The 16803-nt window shown below is 32.0% G+C and carries 16 protein-coding genes and 1 pseudogene; 4 read left to right on the forward strand and 13 right to left on the reverse strand.

Features of this window, described 5'->3' with window-relative positions; genetic code table 11:
- Positions 1 to 23 precede the first annotated feature (23 nt).
- Entirely contained in the window at positions 24 to 1709 is a 1686-nt protein-coding gene (locus tag MBBTH_RS09920) for a hypothetical protein (RefSeq protein ID WP_116592871.1), read from the reverse strand.
- Between the two features lie 426 nt (positions 1710 to 2135).
- Between MBBTH_RS09920 and MBBTH_RS09925 the strand changes: the two genes are divergently transcribed.
- On the forward strand, positions 2136 to 2369 hold the full coding sequence (locus MBBTH_RS09925; protein WP_019262261.1) for an AbrB/MazE/SpoVT family DNA-binding domain-containing protein: 234 nt from the start codon (positions 2136 to 2138) through the stop codon (positions 2367 to 2369).
- Positions 2366 to 2803: a type II toxin-antitoxin system VapC family toxin gene (locus tag MBBTH_RS09930; RefSeq protein ID WP_116592872.1), complete on the forward strand. Its 438-nt coding sequence runs from the start codon at positions 2366 to 2368 to the stop codon at positions 2801 to 2803. Before MBBTH_RS09925 ends, MBBTH_RS09930 begins: the two co-directional genes overlap by 4 nt.
- A 15-nt stretch (positions 2804 to 2818) precedes the next feature.
- Here the strand turns inward: MBBTH_RS09930 and MBBTH_RS10960 are convergent, their stop codons facing one another.
- The 8 genes and pseudogenes from MBBTH_RS10960 to MBBTH_RS09965 form a co-directional block, all read right to left on the reverse strand.
- A complete protein-coding gene (locus MBBTH_RS10960; protein ID WP_165814071.1) occupies positions 2819 to 2986 on the reverse strand; it encodes a hypothetical protein in 168 nt (55 codons plus the stop codon).
- Positions 2987 to 3444: 458 nt separating this feature from the next.
- Positions 3445 to 3840: pseudogene (locus tag MBBTH_RS09935) on the reverse strand (site-specific integrase); the annotation flags it as partial.
- Positions 3841 to 4291: 451 nt separating this feature from the next.
- Positions 4292 to 4600: a hypothetical protein gene (locus MBBTH_RS09940; RefSeq protein ID WP_116592873.1), complete on the reverse strand. Its 309-nt coding sequence runs from the start codon at positions 4598 to 4600 to the stop codon at positions 4292 to 4294.
- 3 nt (positions 4601 to 4603) lie between these two features.
- Entirely contained in the window at positions 4604 to 5470 is an 867-nt protein-coding gene (locus MBBTH_RS09945; RefSeq protein WP_116592874.1) for a hypothetical protein, read from the reverse strand.
- 21 nt (positions 5471 to 5491) lie between these two features.
- Positions 5492 to 8437 (reverse strand): hypothetical protein, encoded by a 2946-nt coding sequence (locus tag MBBTH_RS09950; RefSeq protein ID WP_116592875.1) that lies wholly within the window; start codon positions 8435 to 8437, stop codon positions 5492 to 5494.
- Positions 8438 to 8945: 508 nt separating this feature from the next.
- Entirely contained in the window at positions 8946 to 9353 is a 408-nt protein-coding gene (locus tag MBBTH_RS11130) for a hypothetical protein (RefSeq protein WP_243409805.1), read from the reverse strand.
- A 314-nt stretch (positions 9354 to 9667) separates the two neighbouring features.
- The gene (locus MBBTH_RS09960) at positions 9668 to 10828 is read right to left on the reverse strand and encodes an AAA family ATPase (RefSeq protein WP_116592876.1); all 1161 of its coding nucleotides are present in this window, start codon (positions 10826 to 10828) and stop codon (positions 9668 to 9670) included.
- 335 nt (positions 10829 to 11163) lie between these two features.
- A complete protein-coding gene (locus tag MBBTH_RS09965) occupies positions 11164 to 12369 on the reverse strand; it encodes an MFS transporter (RefSeq protein ID WP_116592877.1) in 1206 nt (401 codons plus the stop codon).
- Between the two features lie 71 nt (positions 12370 to 12440).
- On the opposite strand from MBBTH_RS09965, the gene MBBTH_RS09970 reads away from it, so the two are divergent.
- Positions 12441 to 12899, forward strand: coding sequence for a winged helix-turn-helix transcriptional regulator (locus MBBTH_RS09970; RefSeq protein WP_116592878.1), 459 nt, complete (start codon positions 12441 to 12443; stop codon positions 12897 to 12899).
- A gap of 25 nt (positions 12900 to 12924) precedes the next feature.
- Here MBBTH_RS09970 and dmpI read toward each other — a convergent pair whose 3' ends face one another.
- The 3 genes from dmpI to MBBTH_RS09985 all read right to left on the reverse strand — a co-directional run bounded on the left by dmpI (position 12925) and on the right by MBBTH_RS09985 (position 14013).
- The gene (gene dmpI, locus MBBTH_RS09975) at positions 12925 to 13110 is read right to left on the reverse strand and encodes a 4-oxalocrotonate tautomerase DmpI (RefSeq protein WP_116592879.1); all 186 of its coding nucleotides are present in this window, start codon (positions 13108 to 13110) and stop codon (positions 12925 to 12927) included.
- Between the two features lie 229 nt (positions 13111 to 13339).
- On the reverse strand, positions 13340 to 13705 hold the full coding sequence (locus MBBTH_RS09980; protein WP_116592880.1) for a DUF2283 domain-containing protein: 366 nt from the start codon (positions 13703 to 13705) through the stop codon (positions 13340 to 13342).
- The gene (locus MBBTH_RS09985; RefSeq protein ID WP_116592881.1) at positions 13702 to 14013 is read right to left on the reverse strand and encodes a hypothetical protein; all 312 of its coding nucleotides are present in this window, start codon (positions 14011 to 14013) and stop codon (positions 13702 to 13704) included. The genes MBBTH_RS09980 and MBBTH_RS09985 overlap by 4 nt, the downstream gene beginning before the upstream one ends.
- 324 nt (positions 14014 to 14337) lie before the next feature.
- Between MBBTH_RS09985 and MBBTH_RS09990 the strand changes: the two genes are divergently transcribed.
- Complete coding sequence (locus MBBTH_RS09990; RefSeq protein WP_116592882.1) at positions 14338 to 15564, forward strand: FprA family A-type flavoprotein; 1227 nt, start codon at positions 14338 to 14340, stop codon at positions 15562 to 15564.
- Positions 15565 to 15670: 106 nt separating this feature from the next.
- Here MBBTH_RS09990 and MBBTH_RS09995 read toward each other — a convergent pair whose 3' ends face one another.
- Positions 15671 to 16801: a site-2 protease family protein gene (locus MBBTH_RS09995; RefSeq protein ID WP_116592883.1), complete on the reverse strand. Its 1131-nt coding sequence runs from the start codon at positions 16799 to 16801 to the stop codon at positions 15671 to 15673.
- Positions 16802 to 16803: the final 2 nt, after the last annotated feature.

The raw sequence follows: 16803 nt of genomic DNA on the forward strand, positions 1-16803 counted from the left end.
ATAGCCTCGAAACTTTGTTAAAATTAATATTTTTCAAAACTTAACCCATGTAAAAAATCTAAAATCATGAAACATCTCATTGCATTATATGTTCTCCCATAATGGAAATTTTCTCCATGCATGATTTTATGCCTGCTAAATTTAATTGAAGTTTGATAACCCTCTCCCGGCATGGTGTGTTGAAAAAGAACATCTAAAAAGACATCACTCATCGCATCTAAATATTCATCACCAGAAGTTAAATCTCTAATGTATCTATCAAATTTAATATTTTGGCCATGCTCGTCCTTTTTACGATTTCCATCAAGATCACATACAATATTTCTGTCTACCTTAAGCCCTTTTTGATTCATGAATTCCATTTGAATACCATCTATTTGAGCAATTAGAACTGGAACAACTAAATTTGAAAAATTGACATCTTTTGGGCAATTTTTCATGATTTTAACACAATCCCTAATAATTTTCATCCTACCATCAAAAATAGGATTTGAGCTCCAGTTATCAACAAACAAATCCAGATTTTCACAATCATTGCCTAAGAAATAGTCATTGAAAACATGATTAATAGCTCCCCATTTACTTTTAGAATTGCTTTCACATATAGAGACAAGGTCATAGACAATGGATGGATCCATACTTGGACTAATGAACCAATGATATTTTTTTATACAATTTAATGCTCTTTTCTTTGATATATTATAACGTTCTTGTACATTTTTCCAAAATTCATTGTAATCTTCAAAAAACTTAATAATATACTCGTTACTGTTTATCCAATCATTCCAAAAATCAATCTGTGGTTGAATCGCCTTTAAAATCTCTGATGCTTGAAATATTGCAGAATTATTAAATACATGATTAAGATTAATCATTGTTTGACTCATTGCATCCACTCCAGTTAATGCTTGAGAAACAGCAGCCATATTAGACTCAACAACACTACCCGCCATCCTCCTAGCAGAATCCGCAGCAGACACGGCCTGAGAAACAGCAGCCATATTAGACTCAACAACACTACCCGCCATCCTCCTAGCAGAATCCGCAGCAGACACGGCCTGAGAAACAGCAGAATTATTTAATGCATCATCAATAGGTGATGTGATGTCAGCCATATGTTTGAGATTTTGAACTGCTTGTGAAACACCCAGATTATTGGCCATTAGCTGCATTGATGTTATTTGGGTGTTTAAAATATAATCTTCTAAACCACTGTAGATATTGAGTGAACTAAGACTGTTGCGTATTGAATCAACCATTTTACCATAATTATCCTCAAAAGGTTTAACTATATGTTCCCTATACGCAATTACACCATCTTTAAAATCATTGTAAACATCATCATTTGATAAATTAAAAAATTCATCCATATTATTGCATTTTAAGTATCTCTCAAGAATACTTTTTATCTCAGACTGATTCAAGTCATTTAAACTTTCAATTGAGATTTCTGGAGAGTTTAATTGATTAATGATAAATCCTTTACATAATGACTCCCCATCAAGACCTTCGTTAATATTTTTTAATAAGTAATTTAAATCGTCGTCAAAAATTGGCCTTAACTCCAAAGTCCCTAATGTGTTATTTTCAATAACGATTGGCCTATTTACAAGTTCAATAAATTCTTCCATACTTTTAACCTCAATAATTTCCTTATTACTTTTTTTAGAATCATCATCTTTCTTAGATTTAATATTATTATCTTTCATTTTATAACCTCATTAGAGTTTATTCAAAAATTTAGAAATCTTTCTTTGAAGATTTCCATGTACAAGATTTATCATTCATATGTCCCCATTGTAACATTTACAGGACATCTTGACAAACTTATACTATCATACATTACTCTTACCAAATAGGATAAAGAATAGGCATTTAGATTTCCAAAAATAATAGGCTGAAATGGACACTTGATAATTCCATAAATTGCGCAAAGAATGTTTCATGAGTTTGTACATGTTTATCCAATTAGTATGGTGTGGTTTTACTCATGATTGGAATAACATTCACTATACCATATTATATTTAATTACTATAATATAAACTTTTCTAATAAAAATTTTTTATCATATATATTTATATCATATTAGAAACAGATAATATCATAGATACTAAAATCCAAGAGGTGGAAAAAAATGCTGATACTAGCTACAAGTAAAATTCAAAGCAATTACCAAACCACAATTCCAAAAGAAATAAGAAAAAATTATGATATTGACAATGACACTGTTGTAGAATGGGCCATCAATGAAAATGGAAATCCGGAAATAAATTTCAGAAAAAAAAGAAACTTTAAAGACTTAGTTGGTGCTTTTAAAAGTGATGAAAAAACCAATGCTGTAGAATTGAAAAGGAGTTTGTACGAATGAGAAAAGTATTCCTAGATACATCTTTCATCCTAGCCTATGTCAATTCAAATGATGAATTGCATGATAATGCTTTAAGACTAGAAGAAGCGGAAAACATTCTCTCACAGGACTGCTATATTAACAATAACGTGTTGAACGAAGTTTTAACATTAACTGGCAGGAAAATGAACGTTGACGCTGCTGAAGAAATATACTACGGCCTGATAGATAGCTTTGAAATACTAAATGAGTACACTATTTTCAACTACACTGCTAAAACATTTGACATCTTCAAAAAAATTGTTGGAACCAACAGTAAAAAGACAAAACTAAGTTTCACTGATTCAAGCATCATCCTAACCATGCAGGAATCAAACATTACTGATTTGGTCAGCTTTGATCAGCAATTCAAAAATTTCAATGAGATTAACCTAATTGGTTTGAATTATCTATAATATTAAATGCTTCAACTACAAATCTGTAGTGACTTTTGTTGAAAATATTTTTTCTGTAGTGATTGGGGATTTTTTTGAAATAATATCCTCGATATTTTCCAATTCCTTTTCACTAATCAAATAGATTTCCAAATCACCATTTGTTTTAATATCTGCCTCCAAATCAAATTGATGTTCATCCACATCATTATTTCCAAAATCAAAGCATATTGAATAGAGAGTGTCAGATATTCCTTCATTGATTATTTTATATTTTGTTTTTTCTGTTTTGAGATACGTAATATCAAGATTTTTCGGTTTTTTAAATACTAAAACATAAAAATTGTAGTTACTACATATTTACAAATTTAATTCAGTAGTAATTCTAAGATATTTTAACCAAATTCTACTACATACATATAAAATAATCAAAAATACTAACTTCTATGACCTATATTTCAACATAATGATTTATTCATCATACAATAGTCATTGTTGAATTTTTGGTATTTATACAAAATAATTCGTTATAATAGTTATAAACAAATAAACAATGTCTATTATACAAAATATATTCTTAATGAGTAATAAAGAAAAAGGTTATGTTAAAACTAAAAGTAACGAGATGATGAAGGCATTCTAAGAATGCCTCTACAATACCACTACCCTTCACTAACCTTATTAATAATCCCTATAAGCTCTTTTTTCAAACCTCTGACCTCTTCAATTTCATTTCTCATGCTGCCCACTTCAGATTTTAATGCTTCATTTTCCATTTCCATCTGAATAAACTGAGGAGATTTAATAGACAGCTTTTCAACATCAGTATTTATGGTAACGGCAGGCAGATGCTGAATATACTCATATTTCAAATCATCTGGATTTGTCATGAAATATGCTGCATCGGTTTTATTCTTGGCCTTTCCCTGCAGATCATTTACCTTGTCAAGGCTCATGCCGTCATTGTACAGTGCAGATGCATGGAACTTTCGAAGCATATGGGATCTAAACCTTCTATATTTTCCAACCCTTCCAAGTCCTAAGGTGTAGTTAATGATGATTTTTAAAGCTTTGAAATTTAATTATATTTATTAATTATGCTTTAACGAGTTGATAATTTTATTGTTTGCCCAGATAATCTGTTTTAAAAAAATTGGTAATCATATGATTTTCGAATTTGACACTATGCAATCTTATGAATTTTCAAATATTAATTTTGAGTAACCTTATGAAATTCAAATTAGTAATTTCAGGTAAGTTAAAGATTTTTCGAGATTATTTTATGTTATTATATTAAATTCCATTGTTTCATTATACAAAACAAAAAAAGTTTATTATTGGCAATAACGACACAAACTACTATTAGGTGAAGAATCAAACAAAATAAAAGATAAAATAAATACTTTAGAAAGCAAAAACTTCAATGGCGCCTATCGAAGTAAAATGCTTATGATTCAATCAAAAAAAAGTTATGAATAAATGTAGAACTTCATTCAACACTAAAAAAAATCATTGAACCATTAAAAAGCCCATAACAAGGGTAATAATGAATACTACAATAATAATAACCATTGCCATTGACTTTCCATCATTTCCATCAGTAAAATAATCATAAAATTTACTTGCCACTGCAAAACAAATTAATAATCCAATCAAACGGATTAAACCATTATCAGAAAAACTCATATCCGGAAATAAAATGAGTTGAGCAAAAACAAAGAATAAACCCGTCCATATAAATGCTAAAACAGAAAAAATCAAAGCAATTAATTTATTCCCTACACTAACAACTTGCTTATCATCATTTCCCCCATCCATATTTTAAACCTCCCTTAAATTCTCAAATGGAGACTTATCCAATGGTTTATACACGGATATATTCTTGTCAACCTCTCCCCATTTATCTTCATCATACAAACTGTAAACCAAAGGACGAATATCATTGAAAATCATTTTATACACAGTCAAATAACCAACAACCACATCATCATAATTTACACTGTCACGACCATTTTTAAATGCATTGCACACCATTAAATAAATCGCAGCAACATAAACCATATTATGAACATCAAATGTGACATTATACATTCCTATAATTGTTGTTCTTAAATTACGAACATCTCCTGCAAATTTTTTAACATCATTATTTTCCCAATAAGTTTTACGGGCACGCTTAAAAAAATCCTTATAAAACTCATAACCATACTCAACATGCTCATTATCAGGATTATCATAATCCTCAACAAAAAAAGTCAAATAATAAAAAATATCCGAAGTAATAATTACCTTATCTTCCTCATTTGTAAGCAAACGATTATTATAATGAACAAAACTTAACTGAATAACATCAATCAAAGCAGCAACACTTCCTGCCACAACAAGATGATGTGTAATTGATGGAAAAAATAAAGGAAAATGATCAAAAATATTCATCGCATCCAAAGCACCCTTCAAAATAGGGATATCCTTTTCATCAAAATCAAACGGATCTTCATCACTGTATTCGCAATGGTTAAAAAATTTCTCAAATTCTTTATTACCTACAAAAGACTCCAATAAATTAATTAACTCATCCACACGATCAACACGACCTCGCCATTTACAAAGTTTGCATAAGTCTTCCTCATAAAGCCTTTTATCTGTATCATTTTTCCAGTTTTTCACATTTTCATTTTTAGTATGCATAATTTTACCTCCCAGATATTTTTATCTGAATCTGAAAATTCTTTTTAAAGCACTTCCCACATGCCTTACACCCTGTTTAACAGTATTTACAACAGGTCGTGCAAATCTTCTAATAGTATTGTGAATTTTTGGCCTATACCTAACTATTCGTCGTGGAGTGCGAGTTACTCTACGATAATGAATTCTATGAACAATACGCCTCTTCGGTTTAAAAAAACGTTTAATTGGATTATACTTATTAACATGTTTAATTACTTTATGAACATTTTTCTTAATAGACTTAGTGTCCGGAAACAATATTGATTTAACACTACGTAAAGGATTATAATAATAAGTCTTAATGGAATTTGCAATTAAAGACTTTTTATAAGATTTATATCTAATAATTTTAGGAATCTTTTTAGATTTAATAATAATTCTTTGATTTTTAGTATATCGCTTTAAACCCCAACTAAAAGTATTTGAAATAACTTTCTTAACAGGATTAGATAACCAACCCACAGCACTGGATACCTTAGAAACAATAACATTAAACTTAGGCAAATTTTTTTTAAATTTAGAACCAATACGATTTATTCTGTTAAAAATTCTTTTGCGTTTATTTTGCAAAAATCTAATTCCATTATTTGAATACTCTTTAAAACTTCTAGTAATTTGAACATATTTTCTTTGTAAATTATTTTTTGCATTTTTCAGAATATTAAATCCATTTTTAAAATTTGTTCTCAAAGTTTTAACAACTTTGTTATTTGCAATACTTCTGATAATCTTTTTAACATTCTTATTTTTTATTAACTTTGGAATATTTTTAATATTTTTCCACACATTATTTATAAAATTAGGCACATTTTTAATAAATTTACCCATTTTTTGCAAATATTTATTAGATTTAACAAATGAAGATATTTTAGACAGGTATTTAGATAGTTTAAGTCCACGGGTAATTAATTTAGCCCCTCTTACATAAAAACCTACTCCACATGCAAGGGACAATAAATTTAATGCATGATTTCCTACAGTCATTTCACCTTTAGGATTGATTCCTAAAAAGAATTCAATTATCACACCAATAACTGTCCCTCCAATTCCCCAACTTTTTAATGTTTTTTCATAATTAGGAATAGTGAAAAGAGGAGTATCTAAAAAACTTTTAATTCCTTTATACCCATTGGATAACCATTTTAAAAAATTATTTTGCTGATTTTTTGTTAATTTAAACGATTTGAATCTTAAGTTTTTACTAAATACAATTTTAGAATTCTTTTTAATAGACTTTACTTTTTTAGATGATTTGCTTTTTTTACTTTTAACTATCTTCTTTTTATCTTTTTTATGTTTAGATGATTTGATAATTTTTTTATTTTTCTTTTTGTGTTTTTTTGAAGATTTTTTAGGCTTCTTTTTTTGTTTTTTCTCTTTTTTAGCAGTTTTCTTTAATGGTTTGGTAACATCAGATGAATTTTTTTTAATTACATTTAATGTGTAATTACTGGTAATATTTGTAGATATTGTGCTTTTTTCATGTTTTAATGTGAATTCATGTGTACCAGGATTTAAATTTTGTGTTTCAATTTTAAATTTTGCAATTCCATCAGAATTGGTTTTAGAAGCATAATGCCTGTTTGAAATTGTTAATGTAATATTTTGATCTTGAGCCCCATTATTTAAGTTAATTATCTCATCATCAATTTTCAACGTATCAACTGCATATATTCCAGGATAATTATCACCATATTCCAAATATGCATTTATTTCAGCAGTCTCGCCCCTATTTACTTCAACATTTTTTGAGAGTAATTTGTAACTTTTAGCACAATTGTCATTAAAATTAGAATCATATACCTTTAATTCAGCTATAGTATAAATTGCACTTCCATTATCTGCAACATTATATGAAAAATTAGAATAACTAATCATATCATTATGATTACTTAGCCATATTGCACCTCCATTATCTGCCACATTACCTTTAAAGATACACTCCCTAATAATTGAATTACTTGACCCACTATAAACTGCCCCACCATATTTTGCAGTATTATCTACAAATTTACAATTATTTACTGTACCTTGTGAGAAGAAATATATTGCTCCACCTTTATCCGCTTGATTTCCTTCAAAATAACAGTTTTCAATTACTGTTCCTTTACGAATTCCTGTTGCACCCCCATAAGATGGCTTACTTTTATCATCACTTATAACATAATTATTCTTAAAAGTGCATCCGGAAACCAACCCATAAGTATTATCCATTCCAACCTGCAATGCACCCTCATAGGCAGTACGTCCAACATTATTAAAAGCAGCATTCTCCTCAAAAACACAATTGATAATTTTGAAATTTGTACTGAAAGCCGCCACTGCACCAGAACTTGCAGGAGCAACATTTCTTCTAAAAACAGAATCTTTGATTGTTAAACCAGATGCAACATTTTGGTCCCAATAAGTTGCAACAGCACCCCCACCATTACCCGAACCAACATTATCCTCAAAAACACAATTTTTAATAGTAATATCCTTTGCATTAATGAAAATTGCAGAAGCAGAAAACCTGTAACCATTAACGAATTTCAAATTAGATATAACTGAACCTTTAGCTGAGGATTTTAAATTAAAAATGCCTGAAATACCTTTACCATCAAGAGTTGCGGTGTCCGTGGAAGTAATTGTCAAAGATTTGTCAATATTAATTAGAGTATTAGATTTTGAAGGAGTGAATTTACCAGACAAACGAATTATATCGCCTGTTTTAGCCTTATCCAAAACATCCTGAATATCAGAAAACTTACCCCCATCAATATTGTAAGTAGTTAGCAAATCCTCATCACAAGCATCTAACGATTGATCAATGGAATCATCTGCAGTATCCTCAATTAAAACAGTCCCATTATCTTCTGCATAAACATTATTGAAACTTAATAGAATCATTACAAACATGAAAAAAATAAAATAATGCCTAAAATCCATTTTACACAACCTAATAAATATAATCTATAATTATATTAAAAGTACAATATAAATGTAATGTATTTTTGATAAAATATACAAAATCATTTAATTCAAATTACAAAAAACATAAAAATCAAATAAGGGTAAAAATATTTTGAATTTAAAATATGAGAGAATCAAAGCGTAATGAGAAAAATAAGACCTATTAACGATAATTCATAACAAGATAAATATTATGAATTTATAATACTAAATAAATCTTTTCTTAATTCAAGTTTATGTCAATCGTTTAACATCTTAATTTTTTTAAATATCATGTAGCATTCAGCAAAAACATACCACATGCCATCAAACCATCTCATTACACTTCACTAACCTTATTAATAATGCCAATAAGTTCTTTTTTCAATCTTCTAACCTCTTCAAGTTCATTTCTCATGCTGCCCACCAGATTTTAACGCTTCAGTTTCCTTTTCCACCTGAAAGAAGTGAAGAAATTTAATAGACCGCTTTTCAACATCAGTATTTATTGTAACGGCAGCAGATGCATGAACTTTCGAAGCATATGAGACCTGAATCTTCTATATTTTCCAACCCCTCCAAGCCCAAAGGTGTCGTTAATCATTTCTAATGACTGGACCATATATGTCCTGCTGATTTGAAACAGCGGGCTTTCCTCAGTTATTGGTTTATCCCAAAGCAGAGGATATGCATTGATTGCATTAACAGCTTCTGGACTGCAGTAAGTGAGGTAATACTTGTTTGTCTTTTTTCTCAAGATGCTAAAGGTCGGAACCACATCATCAATACCGTTTAGATAATCGATTACATGAAAAATGTCCATATTTCTCTTCGGTAGATATTCAGACAGTACATCAATGTAATCACCAATTGTCAGGCTCAACGTTTCGGTTTTTACACATCCGCTTAACATGAATAGAGTATTATAGCTTTCATTAATGGTGTTGCTATCTTAAAGGATTCATTATCACTGCCTTATCCGGCAAGTCCTTGAAATATAGGGAGCAGACTTTGTATGCTTTTGTCGTTGACTTTAGGAAGTGAGAGTATTTCAATATCATAGAACTTGTAAAAAAAAAGATTTTTAGAGAGAGCGCTTGAAAAATAATAAGTATCTGAACTATTGAAAATGTTCATATAAAACGTATGATATAGTTCGCAACCTTATCGATTTGAACTACTAAAACTCTAATGTAAAGATTAAATATAAATAGGAAAAGTTACCATCTAGTTAATTAAACCTGTTTCCTGATTAATCCTCAGATTTTGCAAATATAATTTGAAAAGATTACTTTTTAATTTGTATTTACCTCTTGATGGTTTGATTATCATATTTTTGTTAACTAAATTTTTTAACAATGCAGAAGGTTCAGAGTTCAAATTGGCATTATCCTTGATATAGGAATAAGATAAAATTGTTTCGTCACTTTCAGCCATTAGGCATAGTATTTTTCGCTCTTCTGCAGTAGACTTGCTGAATAATGCTTTAAACTCACGTTGAGCTAAAATGTTTAAGGAATACCTAGAAGCTCTTTTAAATTCAATCATAGTTACTTCATCATCGTCATTACTTTCTTCAAAACAACTGTAAGCAAGAATTTGCATATAATATGGAATTCCATTAGATAATCCATATATTTCCTTTAAAACATCCTCTTCAAAGACTATACCTTGTTTTTCGGATGGAATGATTATAGCATCACATACTTCACTATAAGATAATGGTCCAATCAAATAAGGCTCGAATATCCTTACTGCTGAGTCAAGTTTGTCTTGTATTTTATTGAAAATATCTTCTGATCCAGTAGCTACGAACATTATGTTTTTTCCTTTTAGATTTAATTCAACAAGTGCATTTTGCAAGATGCTTAATATTTTCATTGTTTCATCATTGCCCATAATCCTTTGAAGATCATCAAACAATAGGATTAAGACAGGATTGTCAGAGCCCAACTCATCATAAATCACGTTTAAAATTTTTTCAAATGCTACAACAGGACTGGTTTTAGGAATTTCACGTGATACTGATACACCACCGATAAATGGGATATTAATGCCTAATGAGCTTATTTTCTCCCAAAAATGACCAATATTAATATCTAATGTGTCAGAGCATTTTTCTATTATTAATGAGTAAACATCTTCAAAATTTCCTTCCATTAAAGGAATTCTAACAGAATATACTTCATCGAGATGATTTATTTCATCTTGAAATTTTAATAATAAAGATGTTTTTCCAATTCCTTTTGGTCCATATAATATTAAATGGCCCGGAACTCCCATTTTAGTTGAGTTATATACTTTTTTAAGTTCATTTAATTCGTTTTCACGGCCAGTAAAATAGGATGGCAAAATTCCAGTTCGTTTTCTAAAAGGATTATTTTTCATAATCATTATCTCCAATAAAATATTTCATAAAAAACATAAAAAACATAAAAAAAATTTATGATTCTTATGTTTCTTATGTTTTTCAGAGTATTTAAAAATTCCTATCATAAAACATAAAAAACATAAAAAAAATTTATGATTCTTATGTTTCTTATGTTTTTCAAAAATATGAAAATAATAATTATCTAGGAGAAATATTTTCAAAGAAAAAATACGAACATTTCGTATAAAACGTATGATATAGTTCGAATACTTATCGATTTGCCCACTAAAACTCAAATATATAATTAATAGAAAGAAAAATTTAAAAAATTAGATATTGGAAGCAAAAATAACTAATTATCCAATGATTCATCAGCATATTTAAATTTACTTCTTGAAAACAACCAGACAATCAATGCCGCAACAGAAACCGCACTAGCTGCCATCATTACATATGACCATCCCCCCAATGACCATAAAAGAGATGCAAGAGCACTTCCGACAGCCCCAAATATAAAGTTATTCACAACAAAAACCGTATTCAGTCTGCTGCGCTCACCCTGAGATAAGTTAAACAATCTTGTCTGGGTCAAGACGCTTACTCCCTGAACTGCAACTGAAAGTACCGCTGCAACAATCACAATGGCAACTATTGAATCACTGAATGCAAAGCCGCACACCATACTAACAAGGCAAACCACAATGAACGCTCCGAGCGCAGGTATGCTCAAGCCTTTGTCCTGCAATTTTCCGATTCCCACACCAAATACTGCCGCTGCAAGACCTGCCAGACTTACAAGCCCAATTTGGAACGTGTTATAGTTAAATGGATCTGCGGACAGAAGAAATGTTAAGGAAGTCCAGAATATGTTGAAAATCAAACCGAATATCAGTCCTGAGTGCAGTAATATGTTCGGCAAGGACCTATGATTTTTAAAGGTGGTGAAAACACTTGCCAAAAGTTTCCCATATGATTTAAATTTGTTTTTTGCAGGAATTTCCGGCAATACATAAATCATTACCAAAACCATGACCAGATTCAAGGCGGCCGCTATTACATAAACTGATCTCCATCCCCAAAATCCTGCAATGATGCCACTTGCAAACCTTGAAAAGAGGATACCGGTTGTTATTCCGGATGATACAATTCCAACGATGTGGCCACGTTCATCCTCACGGCTCAAATCCCCTGCAAGAGGCAATATGATTTGACCGGAAATTGTTACAATCCCCATACTGAAGAGTGACAGTGACAATATGATAAATGAAGGAGATATGGCACATGAGACCAAAGCCAATACGGACAGAACCATTACAATAGCTATCATACGTTTTCTTCGAACAAAATCGCCCAAAGGCAAAATAAAGAGAATTCCCATCGCATAGCCTATTTGGGTTGCAGTAACCAGAAGTCCCCCATTTGCTGCGGGAAGACCGAAACCATCCATTATCTGGACAAGCAACGGCTGGGCCCAGTACAGATTACCTATTGCAAGACCGGAACATACAGCAAACAGTATCGCCAGGAATTTAGTCATGACTATCTCATTATCATTCATATTATCGCACAAATTAAAATTTTCTAATCAAATATTTAAAAAATAGGGTATTTAAAGATAAAGTGGCATCAATGACATCTAAAAAACTTAATATTAAAACATATATAACAATAAACATGACTTTAAATCCAAAAAAACTTGCATATTACGAAAAAAAGTATGAACGAAACCCCCTGGAAGACACTCTCAAATTCATGAGCAACAAATGGACACTGCATGTTTTAAGAGACCTATTTTTAGGAAAAAGCCATTTCAATGAATTTAAAGTCAACAGACCCTCACTGGACAACAAGGCACTGTCAAGATGCCTTAAGACAATGCAGGATAATGGCCTTATTTACAAGACAAATGAGGGCAATGATCCAAAAAATACCCAATATTTCCTAACCAAAAAGGGAAGGTCACTGAATAAGGTATTCTATGAACTGTTACTGTTTGCTCTTGAAACGGATGTCGACAACGAACATTATTCGGAATATGAAAAAAAAGAATTGAAAGAAATGTATAAGGAAATATTGGATTTAAAATGAAAAGAATGAATTTTTAAAAATCCATCTATTCCTGATTACTTAAAAGAACACCACCGACTCCAACATTGTCAAATTTCCTTTCGTTGAACAGCACATATATCATTTCTATCGGAAGGCCTGTGACTCTTGAAGCGGATTCGCTGAATTCTTTTGCTAAAAATTCTTTTTGCTCTTTTGTTAATTCTCCTATATCAAAACTTATAACAGGCATATTATCACCAATTGAAAATTAAATTTTTCTAAATAAAAAGTTAATGTGGCATGAAAGCCACTTAATTAATAACTATGCCTTCTTGAAAAAGCCAGTGCTATAACGAACAATTCGTATAAAACCTATAAAAAAAGTTCCGATACTTATCGATTTCAAGCACTGCAACTCTGATACAGAATTTATTTTCTAAATAATTATAAAATCAGGTTGTTAAGAGTAATAAATAATGTTATGCTGTAACCAATTCATATTCAATAGCTGGAATACCATTTAAATTAGTTGTGATTCTATTCATTCCAAAAGTTTGTGTTTTATTATGGACCGGAACTGCTAATTTGACTTTTAAATTTATAGCATCTTCAGTGATTATTGATTGAATAGTAATTTTAGTTAAATTATTAAAATGACTTTTATCCAGATTGAATATTTTAGATGCATTTAGAAATTCAAATGCAACAGGTTTACCATCTTTATCAATATCTAGAATCACATCATTGTCTAATTCAAGTGAAACTTCATATTCATAATCATCCACACAATATATGAATAATGAGTCTCCTTGACGGTCATAATCATATACTACTTTGTTGTTCATTTTCTCACCCTTTGATTTCTATAAGTTTCCATAACAGTTACAAACTTCACATCTTTATTATCATTTATACCTATCACTAATGATATATCTTTTGTAGGTCTCTGATTGTGTTCAAAATATAATCGAAATTTATTGTAATCTTGCTTGATAATCCCCATTAATGGATTGTGTAAGAATGTTTCAAAGATTAAGCCAAAATCTCCAATCCGTTGAATATTCCTAACATCAAAATGTTTAGTATCAGGCATGAACGATTCATCACAGGAATTAATTATTTCAATTGCCTCTTCAATAGAATAATCTCTCATTTTTAAAACCTTTATTTTATATTTTAAAAAATTTAATTTAATATTATTTTAAATAACAAATTTTATAAGCTTTTTGTTTTAAATAAATATAATATTACAAAGTTAGAGCAATTTTACAGGAGCAGAGCAATTTTTATAAAAGCATGGAACACATAAAAAAGTTCAGATACTTATCGATTTTTACCACTAAAACTCTTTAATTTTAGATAAAAAAACCCTCAAAAGAATACGAATAATTCGTATAAAACAAAACTATATATAATAATTTCTTCAAAATAATTATCATTCATAGCTTATGAATTAAACCAAAACGGAGATAAGAAAATGAAAGCTAACGCACAAAAAATAGCTGATGGAGTATACTGGATCGGTGTACTCGATTGGGACTTAAGAACCTACCACGGTTACACATTAGACGGAACAACCTACAACGCCTACATTGTATTCGGTGAAGACGAAGTAGCGATTATCGATAACGCATACCCTGGAAAAACCAAGGAAATGATGGCCCGTATCGACGACGCCTTCGCACAAGAAGGAAGAGAAGTCAAAGTTGACTACATCATCCAAAACCATGTGGAAAAGGACCACTCAGGTGTATTGGTGGACTTGCACAAAAGATTCCCTGAAGCACCTATCTACTGTACCAAAATCGCAGTAAACGGTCTTTTAAAACACTACCCTGCTTTAGAAGGCGCTGAATTCATCACTGTCGGAACCGGTGACAGCTTAGATGTCGGCGGAAGAACCTTAGCGTTCCTCGATGCATTCCTATTGCACTGGCCGGACAGCATGTTCACTTTACTTGCAGACGAAACAGGTATTTTATTCCCTAACGACGCATTCGGTCAACACTTATGCTTCACACAAAGATTCTCTGATGAAATCCCTGAAAACGTATTGATGGACGCAGCCCAAAAGTTCTACGCAAACCTAATCACCCCACTTTCAAAATTGGTTCTCAAAAAATTAAACGAAGTAGTCGAATTAGGTTTACTCGATTCAATCAAGATGATTGCACCATCCCACGGTCAAATCTGGACCGACCCTATGCAAATCATCGGAGCTTACCAAAACTGGGCAACCGGTGTATGTGAAGACAAAATCACAATCATTTACGACACCATGCACTACTCAACCCAGCAAATGGCTCACGAAATTGCAGAAGGTGCAATGTCTGAAGGCTACGATGTTGAAATGTTCTTCCTTCACGAGGATGAAAGGTCCGAAATCGTCAAAAGCATCCTTACCAGTAAAGGAATAGCTGTAGGTGACCCTACAATCAACGATGTTCCATACCCAAGCATCGGAGACATCATGTACTACCTCAAAGGATTATTGTTCAACAGAACAGGAATTGTAAGAAAAGCAGTCACCTTCGGATCCATGGGAGGTAAAGGTGGAACACCTGCAATGCTTGCTGAAGAGTTAAACAACTGCGGATTTGACGTTGTGGACACCCAAGAAATTACCTTCGTGCCAACCGCTGAAGAGGATGAGGCAAGCTACGAATTGGGTAAAAAATTAGCTCAAGCATGTAAAGAATTATAAATGCCAAGGAAAGAACCTGCGCGTTCTTTCACTTTTTTTATTTTATTTTAAAAATAGTAATTTAAAGGTTTAAAAAGAACAAACCTATGATAAAATCTCATTTTGATTAAAGAAAACTCGCCAGAATGCTGAATATTATTATCATCGCCATGACAACGGACAGTGCATTCACAATCGGCTTGTACTGTTGCTCTGACAGTCTATAGCTTAACAGTATCTCAAGCATGTACCCCCCGTCCAGCGGTTTCATCGGAAGCAGGTTGAACAGTCCGATTCCAAGGTTCAGCATGAAAATCCATTGGAAAAGCTCGAGAAGCTCAAACAGCACCCAAGGTATTGGACCCAAACTGTCATTAATCAGTTCAAAATGCTTGTTTGCCTGGATTCCGAAAAATCCGACCGATTCGTTGTTAGGATTTTTATCAAGCACTACGGAGTAGGTTCCCTGATCCGTCTGGACCGACACGTTGTCTCCCGGCTTGAATGAACCGATGACATTGACATATGATTCGGAATCGTTTATCTTCTCATTGGCAACGGCCTCTATGACCATTCCCTCTTTAAGTATTCCGTCGGATGGGGAATCGGAAACTACCCTGTCAATCTCAATTCCGTTTTCATCAAAATAAGTCGGTATTCCCATTGCTATCAGGGAAACGAGAAGCATAGCAATTATTGCCAGGGTGACGTTTGCTATTGAACCTGCGGCATAGACCCTGAGCCTTGAGGTTCTCTTTGCGTTTTTAAGTTCCTCCTCATCTGGTTCCACGAATGCACCGGGAATTATTGCAAACAGGAGCAATCCAATTGACTTTATTGAAATCTTCTCCCCCACTGCCTGCACACCGTGTGAAAACTCGTGGACCACCAAAACGGTTGCCAGCGCTATCAATCCGTAAACAAATGGTATGTATATGGATGACCCTGGCATTTCCACGCCGGGAATCACTATGGATACCGATGGTGTCTCAAAAACGCTCGGCAATGTGGAAACAAGTGTCCATGTAATGAATATCATGGCTGCGAAAGCCACAACAATGCCGATGTTCATGTACCATCGCCAGAATCTTGGTGACAGATTTGATATTCTGGATATGAGTCCCCTCAGGCGTTGGGTCTTCCACATTATCACGGGAAAGTTCATTTCCACCCCATGAGTGGATAGCCTTTCATGGAATATTCCGACCAATATCCAGATGACAGCAAAAGCTATCAAATAATAATAAATCCCATTCATTA

Source organism: Methanobrevibacter thaueri (genome assembly GCF_003111625.1).
Taxonomy (GTDB): Archaea; Methanobacteriota; Methanobacteria; order Methanobacteriales; family Methanobacteriaceae; genus Methanocatella; species Methanocatella thaueri.

Bases quoted from the DNA above. Each gene is read 5' to 3' on its own strand.
- MBBTH_RS09985 (WP_116592881.1), bottom strand. From the start codon at position 14,013: ATGAGAGATTATTCTATTGAAGAGGCAATTGAAATAATTAATTCCTGT.
- MBBTH_RS09940 (WP_116592873.1), bottom strand. From the start codon at position 4,600: ATGGATGGGGGAAATGATGATAAGCAAGTTGTTAGTGTAGGGAATAAA.
- MBBTH_RS09965 (WP_116592877.1), bottom strand. From the start codon at position 12,369: ATGAATGATAATGAGATAGTCATGACTAAATTCCTGGCGATACTGTTT.
- MBBTH_RS09960 (WP_116592876.1), bottom strand. From the start codon at position 10,828: ATGAAAAATAATCCTTTTAGAAAACGAACTGGAATTTTGCCATCCTAT.
- MBBTH_RS09990 (WP_116592882.1), top strand. From the start codon at position 14,338: ATGAAAGCTAACGCACAAAAAATAGCTGATGGAGTATACTGGATCGGT.
- MBBTH_RS09950 (WP_116592875.1), bottom strand. From the start codon at position 8,437: ATGGATTTTAGGCATTATTTTATTTTTTTCATGTTTGTAATGATTCTA.
- MBBTH_RS11130 (WP_243409805.1), bottom strand. From the start codon at position 9,353: ATGTTAAGCGGATGTGTAAAAACCGAAACGTTGAGCCTGACAATTGGT.
- MBBTH_RS09995 (WP_116592883.1), bottom strand. From the start codon at position 16,801: ATGAATGGGATTTATTATTATTTGATAGCTTTTGCTGTCATCTGGATA.
- MBBTH_RS09925 (WP_019262261.1), top strand. From the start codon at position 2,136: ATGCTGATACTAGCTACAAGTAAAATTCAAAGCAATTACCAAACCACA.
- MBBTH_RS09920 (WP_116592871.1), bottom strand. From the start codon at position 1,709: ATGAAAGATAATAATATTAAATCTAAGAAAGATGATGATTCTAAAAAA.
- dmpI (WP_116592879.1), bottom strand. From the start codon at position 13,110: ATGCCTGTTATAAGTTTTGATATAGGAGAATTAACAAAAGAGCAAAAA.
- MBBTH_RS09930 (WP_116592872.1), top strand. From the start codon at position 2,366: ATGAGAAAAGTATTCCTAGATACATCTTTCATCCTAGCCTATGTCAAT.
- MBBTH_RS09970 (WP_116592878.1), top strand. From the start codon at position 12,441: ATGACATCTAAAAAACTTAATATTAAAACATATATAACAATAAACATG.
- MBBTH_RS09980 (WP_116592880.1), bottom strand. From the start codon at position 13,705: ATGAACAACAAAGTAGTATATGATTATGACCGTCAAGGAGACTCATTA.
- MBBTH_RS09945 (WP_116592874.1), bottom strand. From the start codon at position 5,470: ATGCATACTAAAAATGAAAATGTGAAAAACTGGAAAAATGATACAGAT.